Below are 8,241 nucleotides of genomic sequence, written 5' to 3' on the forward strand. Positions count from 1 at the left end.
GCGCTGAGCTTCTTCGTCACGGCGATGGCGACCGCCTTGTGGATGCTGGTGGCGGTGCGCTTGGTCAGCGGGGCGATGCAGGCGAATGCCTCGGTCGCCAATGCCTATGTGGCCGATATCAGCGCTCCGGACGAGCGCGCCAAGCGTTTTGGCATGCTGGGCGCGGCCTTCGGCATGGGCTTCATCCTTGGCCCGGTGATGGGCGGCATTCTGGGTGATATCGATCTGCACCTGCCGTTTTATGTGGCTGGCACGCTGGCGCTGATCAACTGGTGCTACGGCTACTTTGTCTTGCCCGAATCGCTCAAAATCGAAAACCGTCGGCCCTTCACCTGGCAGCGCGCCAATCCGGTCAACTCGCTGAAGAAACTGAGCCGCTTGAAAGGCGTCGGCCCCTTGGTGTTTGTGATCGGCTTGTCGGGTTTGGCGCAGATGATTCTGCAGTCCAGCTGGGTGCTCTACACGCATTTCAAATTTGGCTGGGGCCCCAAGGAGAACGGCTGGTCGCTGTTTGCGGTGGGCGTGATGTCGGTGCTGGTGCAGGGCTTTTTGCTGCCGCATCTGTTGAAGATATTCACGCCGCAGCGCCTGGTCGTGCTGGGCCTGCTGTCCAGCACGCTGACGAACTTTGTTTGGGGCGCGTCGACGGCGGGCTGGATGATGTACGCCATCATCGCCTTCAACCTCTTGGGCTTTGCCGTCAATGCGGCGATGCAGAGTTTGATCTCCAACGCAGCGGATGCCTCGACTCAGGGCGAAACCATGGGCGCGGTGTCTTCGCTCAACAGCATCATGGCGGTGCTCGCACCAGTGGTGGGTCCGGGTCTGATCTATTTCGTCGCCGACCTGCCGCAGGGCGATTGGCGCATCGGCGCACCGTTCTATTTTTGCGCTGCTTTGCAGGCGCTGTCACTGCTGTTTGCCTGGCGGCATTTCGCCCGCACGCCCAGTGCAGCCCCAGCGGCCGTTTGAATACAAGCTTTAAGAAGAGAGAAGCATATGCATGACAAAGTCCTGATCCTCGACTTCGGCTCCCAAGTCACCCAGCTGATCGCCCGCCGCGTGCGCGAGGCAGCGGTCTTTTGCGAGATCCACCCGAATGACGTCAGCGATGAATTCATCCGTGAATTCGCGCCCAAGGCCATCATCTTGTCGGGCAGCCATGCCTCCACCTACGAAGACCATGAGTTGCGCGCGCCGCAGGCGGTGTGGGATCTGGGCGTGCCGGTCTTGGGCATTTGCTACGGCATGCAAACCATGGCCGTGCAGCTCGGCGGCAAGGTCGAGTGGAGCGACCAGCGCGAATTTGGCTATGCCGAGGTGCGTGCCCATGGCCATACCAAGTTACTTGATGGCATCCAGGACCACGCCACGTTGGAAGGCCACGGCATGCTCAAGGTCTGGATGAGCCATGGCGACAAGGTCACCGCGATGCCGCCCGGTTTCAAGCTGATGGCCGAAACGCCGAGCTGCCCGGTGGCCGGCATGGCCAATGAGGAGAAGGGCTATTACGCGGTGCAGTTCCACCCCGAGGTGACCCACACCTTGAAGGGCCAGGAAATGATCACGCGCTTTGTTAGAGAAATAGCCGGCTGCAAGGGCGACTGGATCATGGGCGACTACATCGCCGAGGCGGTCGCCAAGATCCGCGAGCAGGTCGGTGATGAAGAGGTCATCCTGGGCCTGTCCGGTGGGGTTGATTCCTCGGTCGCAGCGGCGCTGATCCACCGCGCCATCGGCGATCAGCTGACCTGTGTGTTTGTCGACCACGGCCTTCTGCGCCTCAACGAAGGCGACGCGGTGATGGCCATGTTCGCCGGTCGCCTGCACGTCAAGGTGATACGTGTGGACGCCAGCGAGCAGTTCATGGGTCATCTGAAGGGCGTGACCGACCCCGAGGCCAAGCGCAAGATCATCGGCCGCGAGTTCGTCGAGGTTTTCCAGCTCGAAGCCAAGAAATTGAAAGGCGCTGGGACCGGCGCGAGCGCCGGGGCCAAGTGGCTGGCTCAAGGCACGATCTACCCCGATGTGGTCGAGAGCGGCGGCACCAAGTCCAAAAAAGCCACCATCAAGAGTCACCACAATGTTGGCGGTCTGCCCGAGCAATTGGGTTTGAAACTCTTGGAGCCGCTGCGCGAGTTGTTCAAGGACGAGGTGCGCGCGCTGGGCGTGGCGCTGGGCCTGCCGGCCGATATGGTGTACCGCCACCCCTTCCCCGGCCCGGGTCTGGGCGTGCGAATCTTGGGCGAAGTGCGCAAGGATTTTGCCGACCTGCTGCGCCGCGCCGACGCGATCTTCATCGAAGAGTTGCGCGGCTGGCAAGACGAGGCCACGGGCAAGAACTGGTACGAGCTGACCAGTCAGGCCTTCACCGTATTCCTGCCGGTCAAGAGCGTGGGCGTGATGGGCGACGGCCGCACTTATGACTATGTGGTGGCGCTGCGAGCGGTGCAGACCAGTGACTTCATGACCGCCGACTGGGCCGAGCTGCCTTATGGTCTGCTGAAAAAGGTGTCGGGCCGCATCATCAACGAGGTGCGCGGCATCAACCGGGTTACTTACGACGTGTCGAGCAAACCACCGGCGACGATTGAGTGGGAGTGAGGATTCGCAATGGCGGGTAAGAATAGTCCAGTGCCCGGCTTCCAATACAGCGGCGATCTGTTTGACGCCGAGCCGGCGCCTTTGAGTGTGTCGGTCAGCCAGGTCTTGTCCGCCAAACCAGCTGGCAGCAAGGCGCGGCAGGCGTTTGCGAAATTGGTGCAAAGAATCGAGGCCAAGCGCGCCGAATTGGCACTCTGGCAGGCTTTTGCGGAGCGCCATCAGCAGCGATTGGCCGGTGAGTTGGTGCCGCTGCAAGGGCAAATTGACGGCGAAAAACGGCAAACTGCGCTGTTCTTGGATCTGGTGCTGAAAGGCGAGCCGCCCTGGCGTGGTTTGGGTAAATTGCAGCGCGCCAAGGTGCTTGATCTCTTGCTGATCTTGCTGGAGGCCTTGCTGGAAGGCGGCGCCGATACCGATACCGAGCTCGAAGCCATTCACGACCGCCATGCCGAGTTCAGCCATGCCGAGATTCGCCGTAGCGAGCTGGAGATGACCGAGGCGCTGATGGCGGATGTTTTCGGCGTGGAGATGGGCGCCGATCACGGGGCCGCCAACGCCGAAGAATTCTTGCAAATGGCGCAGCAGAGGCGTTTTGAGCAGGAAGCGGAGCAAGCTCGGCTGCGCCACGAGCAGGAAGCGGCGCGTGCCGCCAAGCGGCCTCAATCGGCAGCCAATCCGGCTAAGGCGGCCAAAATGGCCAAGGCCGAGGCGGCAGCGGCCGCGCGAGAGCAGGCGGCCTTAGAGATCAGCCAGTCGCTGCGCGCGGTCTATCGCAAGCTGGCCAGTGCCTTGCACCCCGACCGCGAGCCGGACGCGACCGAGCGCAAACGCAAGACCGAGCTGATGCAGCGGGTCAACCTGGCCTATGCGGCCAATGACTTGTTGGGTTTGTTGGGCCTGCAACTGGAAATCGAGCAGATTGATGCCGCCCATCTGGCCGATGTGCCGCCGCAGCGACTGGCCCACTACACCCATATCCTGAAGGAGCAGTTGCAGGAGCTGGATACCGAATTGAGGTACTGCCTGGCACCGTTCAGGGAAGTGATGGGCTGGGAATGGCGCCGCAATTGCACGCCCGAACAGGTCAACCAATCCTTGAGTTTGGACCTGGCGCATATGCGTCAGACCGTGCAGCAATTGCGCGAGGACCGGCTGGCCTGGCAAGATCCGAAACACTTGCGCAAATTTTTGGCGAGCTATCGGATCGAATCGGATGCACCGTTTGACGATGACATGATGGACGATCTCGCCTTTTTTGACGGGCTCTTGGACAGCATGCCCACGCCCGCCAAACCGCACCGACGTTGAACTGGGCTTGTGGTTTAGTGTTTGAAAAGAGGATTGAGCCATGCGCGCTGCTTTGAGCATTCTGGGTCTAGTGATCGCTTTTGCGATCGTTTTCGGCATGCTGAATAAACAGGCGCGGCAAATGCGGCCACCTGCCTCGGCCGCTTCGGCGCCGGTCGCCAGCCCTGACGCGGTTCGTCAGCAACTCCAAGACGCGGCGCAGCAGGCCGCTCAGCGCGCTTCGGAGGCGATGCCTTGATCGACTCGCCCCCGCCGCCACCGATCAAAACTACGACTAGCAATGCCGCCGACGAATTCGCGATGCGCATCGCGCTCGACCAGGCGCACAACGCCTGGCTGGCCGGCGAGGTACCGGTCGGCGCCGTGGTGATGCGCGCCGGCCAGGTCATTGCCACCGGCTACAACCGCCCCATCACCACGCATGACCCGACCGCGCATGCCGAGATCGTGGCGCTGCGCCACGCCGCCACCTTGCTGGGCAATTACCGTCTGCCTGAATGCGAGTTGTTCGTGACGCTGGAGCCCTGCGCGATGTGCGCGATGGCGATGCTGCATGCGCGCATCAAGCGGGTGGTGTTTGCGGCCAGCGACCCCAAGACCGGCGTGGCCGGCTCGGTGCTCAATTTGTTCGAGCAGCCGCAACTCAATCACCACACCTGTGTGGAGGGCGGCGTGCTGGCCGAGCCTTCTGCGCAGCTCTTGCGCGAGTTTTTTGCCCAAAGGCGGGAGGCCGCGCGCGAGCGCCGTGCCGCCATGCGGGCCTTGGCTCAGTTGCCCGATGAAACTATTCCCACCGGCGACGCGACGCATCTCGATGTGCTGCCGGATTTCACTTTGACGGACAAGAACCCATGATCAATTCACTGACTCTTTACACCCCGGCCGGCGTGCTGGACAAGGCGCAGCCGATCAAGCGCGCCGCCAAGCGCTTGGTCAAGCTCGGTTTCGAGGTCACGATTGATGAGGCGGCGTTCGACAAGCATCAGCGTTTCGGCGGTGATGACGACACGCGCCTGGCCGCCATCCACCGCGTCGCGGCCGCCGCACCCAGCGTGGCCTTGGCCACGCGCGGCGGCTACGGCCTGACGCGCTTGCTGGACCGCATCGACTGGAAACTGCTGGCCAAGAGCGTGGAGCAGGGCACCCGTTGGGTCGGGCAGAGCGATCTGACCGCCTTGCAGCTGGGGCTGCTGACACATGCAAAGGCACCGAATGTGATCACGTGGGCCGGCCCGCTGGGGGTGGATTTTGGCCGTTCAGACAAAGACGGCGGCGTTGACGATGTGACGCAGGACTGCTTCACCGAGGCGATGAGCGGGCAGTTGGAGGCGGTCGGCTTTCGATGCGAAAAAGGCTTCGACGGTCTGACCTTGAACGGCCAGCTCTGGGGCGGCAATCTGTGCATGGTCAACTCGATGCTGGGGACCAAGCATTTCCCGCGTATCAAGGGCGGCGTGCTGTTCCTGGAGGACATCAATGAGCACCCTTACCGGGTCGAGCGCAGCCTGCTGCAGCTGGCGCAGGCGGGCGTGCTGGACGCCCAAAAAGCCGTCGTGCTGGGCGACTTTGGTGGCTGGCGCGCCTCGCCGCTGGACCGCGGCTATGACTTGAAGTCGGCCATCGCCGCAGTACGCGCCGTCACCAAGACGCCGATCCTGACCGGCCTGCCGTTCGGCCATGTTGACACCAAGGTCTGCCTGCCGGTAGGTGCCAAGGTTGATCTGGTGGTGCAGGGCCGCAATGTGCTGCTGGGCTGGCAGAACGATCCGCTGCTCAGGCATGAGCATGCGCATGAGCATGAGCATAAGAACGAGCACGCACACGACCCGTCGCACCCGCACTGAGCGCCGCCGCTCGTGAAGCCAGCGCGCAAGTCGCGGGCGGCCCGCAGCGGGCTTGAAACCGGCTGAAACTTTTGAGCTTTTGAGGTAAGACCAGTTGCCCCAAGCTCGGCGGGAGCCTGCATGCATGCGTGCCGCAAAGCGCCAGCTTGAAAAAATTTCCAACTGGCTGCGCTGTACAAGTTATTCGACTAATCCGAATGCGTTCGCCGTCGCGTCGAAGCAACGTTTCCCATTGTTAATGCGGCAATTTAACCAGGGTAAACCCGCTGTTTGAGGGGTGAATGAAGTCATAGGCCGGTCTCTTAGGGACTTCACGGGGGCCGCACTGCAGCGGGCAGAAGGACACTGGCGCAACCGAATGCAGAGCCAAACATGCTCCAGCATGGTGTTGGGCCTTGCAATGGCTTGTCCTGTGTACGAATCCATACACACCCCTAGTTTTTCTATGACGGAGTTCACAATGTTCCAAAGAAAGCGCATCAATATCGCGGTCTTGTTGGCCCTGGGCAGCACGCTGTCGGGCGCCGTGATGGCCCAAGAAACGCTCGAGCGCGTTGAAGTGACGGGTTCCCGCATCAAGAGCATCAGCCTTGAAGGTATCAGCCCTGTTACCGTGGTCAGCGCCAAGGACATCAAGGCCGACGGCGTCAGAAACGTTGAGAGCATTCTGAATAACCTGCCGCAAGTGTTTGCTGACCAAGGCGGCAACGTCGTCAACGGCTCCAGCGGCACCGCGGCGGTCAACTTGCGCGGTCTCGGTTCGGATCGCACCTTGGTGCTGGTGAATGGTCGCCGTCTTCCCATGGGTAGCGCGAATTCCACCTCCGCTGACTTGAACCAAATCCCGGCTCAGTTGATCAAGCGGGTTGAAGTGCTGACCGGCGGCGCTTCTGCCGTCTATGGTTCGGACGCCGTCGCCGGCGTGGTCAACTTCATCATGAACGACCGCTTCGAAGGCGTTCAATTCGACGTCAATCACAGTTTCTACAACCACGGACAGCAAAACGCTGGTGGTGTTGCCGATCTGGTTGCCAAGCGCGCTTTGACCAACCCGAAAGAATTTCAAGTTCCCGGCGACAAGACGGCCGACGGCAAGTCGACCGACATCAGCTTGCTGATGGGCTCCAACTTTGCAGACAACAAGGGCAATGCGACGCTGTTCTTCAGCTACAAGAAAGACGATGCCTTGCTGCAGTCGGAGCGCGATTTCAGCGCCTGTACCGTGAACTCAAGCGCGGCCGGCTTTGCTTGCGGCGGCTCCGGCACCAATGCCACCGGCCGTATCGGTATTGGCTCTGGCGTGTTCACGAATGCCGACGCAAACGGCACCGCCCGACCCTTCAGCTCTGCCACCGATCAGTACAACTTTGGCCCGGTCAACTTCTACCAGCGCCCTTCGGAGCGCTATAGCTTCAACGCGACCGGCAATTACGAAGTCCATGAGAGCGCCAAGGTTTACGCCGAGTTCTCCTTCCATGATGACTTGACCGTGGCGCAGATCGCTCCGGGCGGCGCCTTCATTGATGCCTATGAGGTCAAGTTCGAGAATCCGCTGTTGTCCAATAGCTGGAAAGCGCTCTTGGACGCGAACAATAAATCGCTGAAAGACAAAGACGGCGTTTCACTCGGCAGGACTTTCAGCAAACCCGGTGATGTTGCGGACATCACAATGGGTCGACGCAACGTGGAAGGCGGCGGACGTCAGTCCGAGTTCCGCAACACATCCTTCCGTTCAGTCATCGGCGTCAAGGGCGACGTTGGCAAGTGGAGCTATGACGCCTATGCGATCGCCGCAAAGGTGATCTACAGCCAGAACGAACAAAACTACTTCCTGGGTTCGCGCATCAAGAATGCGATGGACGTGGTGGCTGACGCCAATGGCAATGCGGTCTGCGCCAATGGCGACCCGGCTTGTGTGCCGTACAACATCTGGCGTTTGGGTGGCGTGGACAAAGCCCAGCTGGACTATCTGCAGACCCCAGGTTTCCGCAAGGGTGGTACCGAGCTGAACGTGCAAGGCTTGTCTTTGACCTCGGATTTGGGTGAATACGGTCTGAAGCTGCCAACTGCGAAGAGTGGTATCGGCGTCTCCTTCGGTTTGGAGCACCGCAAAGAGACCTTGGACTTGTCGACCGACGCGGCCACGGCTGCTGGCGACTTGTCCGGCTCGGGCGGCCCAACCAAGAGTTTGTCGGGCGAGTATTCGGTCAATGAAATTTTCGGCGAAATCCGTGTTCCTTTGATTGAAGGCGCTCCCTTGGCGCATCTGCTGAGTGCCAACGGTAGCTACCGTTACTCGGACTACAAGTCGGGCATCTCGACCAACACCTATGGTCTGGGTCTCGAGTACGCACCGGTCAAGATGGCGAAATTCCGCGGTGCTTACCAACAAGCGGTGCGTGCACCTAACTTGGTGGAGCTGTTCCTGCCGGCCGGCAACAACCTGTATGACAACGACCGGGATCCATGTGCCGGATCGCCAACT

At 61.0% G+C, this 8,241-nt stretch carries 7 protein-coding genes; all 7 read left to right on the plus strand.

All coding sequences use genetic code 11. The features are described from left to right. The coding region (locus RMO57_RS13745) for an MFS transporter (RefSeq protein WP_310387496.1) at window positions 1–972 on the plus strand (972 nt) is incomplete at its 5' end. 27 nt (window positions 973–999) lie between these two features. Then, on the plus strand, window positions 1,000–2,604 hold the full coding sequence (guaA, locus tag RMO57_RS13750) for a glutamine-hydrolyzing GMP synthase (RefSeq protein WP_310387498.1): 1,605 nt from the start codon (window positions 1,000–1,002) through the stop codon (window positions 2,602–2,604). Between the two features lie 30 nt (window positions 2,605–2,634). Further along, a complete protein-coding gene (locus tag RMO57_RS13755; RefSeq protein ID WP_310387500.1) occupies window positions 2,635–3,912 on the plus strand; it encodes a J domain-containing protein in 1,278 nt (425 codons plus the stop codon). A gap of 40 nt (window positions 3,913–3,952) precedes the next feature. After that, window positions 3,953–4,150 carry a hypothetical protein gene (locus tag RMO57_RS13760; protein ID WP_310387502.1) on the plus strand — a complete coding sequence of 66 codons (198 nt, stop codon included), beginning with the start codon at window positions 3,953–3,955 and terminating at the stop codon, window positions 4,148–4,150. Between the two features lie 62 nt (window positions 4,151–4,212). Beyond that, window positions 4,213–4,767 carry a tRNA adenosine(34) deaminase TadA gene (tadA, locus tag RMO57_RS13765; protein WP_414896428.1) on the plus strand — a complete coding sequence of 185 codons (555 nt, stop codon included), beginning with the start codon at window positions 4,213–4,215 and terminating at the stop codon, window positions 4,765–4,767. After that, the gene (locus tag RMO57_RS13770) at window positions 4,764–5,756 is read left to right on the plus strand and encodes an LD-carboxypeptidase (protein ID WP_310387504.1); all 993 of its coding nucleotides are present in this window, start codon (window positions 4,764–4,766) and stop codon (window positions 5,754–5,756) included. The genes tadA and RMO57_RS13770 overlap by 4 nt, the downstream gene beginning before the upstream one ends. A gap of 460 nt (window positions 5,757–6,216) precedes the next feature. Beyond that, on the plus strand, window positions 6,217–8,241 hold a 2,025-nt coding region (locus RMO57_RS13775; RefSeq protein ID WP_310387505.1), incomplete at its 3' end, for a TonB-dependent receptor domain-containing protein.

Origin of the sequence: Roseateles sp. (assembly GCF_031397715.1) — a bacterium.
GTDB lineage: Bacteria > Pseudomonadota > Gammaproteobacteria > Burkholderiales > Burkholderiaceae_C > Paucibacter_A.

Bases quoted from the DNA above. Each gene is read 5' to 3' on its own strand.
- RMO57_RS13770 (WP_310387504.1), top strand. From the start codon at position 4,764: ATGATCAATTCACTGACTCTTTACACCCCGGCCGGCGTGCTGGACAAG.
- tadA (WP_414896428.1), top strand. From the start codon at position 4,213: ATGCGCATCGCGCTCGACCAGGCGCACAACGCCTGGCTGGCCGGCGAG.
- RMO57_RS13760 (WP_310387502.1), top strand. From the start codon at position 3,953: ATGCGCGCTGCTTTGAGCATTCTGGGTCTAGTGATCGCTTTTGCGATC.
- guaA (WP_310387498.1), top strand. From the start codon at position 1,000: ATGCATGACAAAGTCCTGATCCTCGACTTCGGCTCCCAAGTCACCCAG.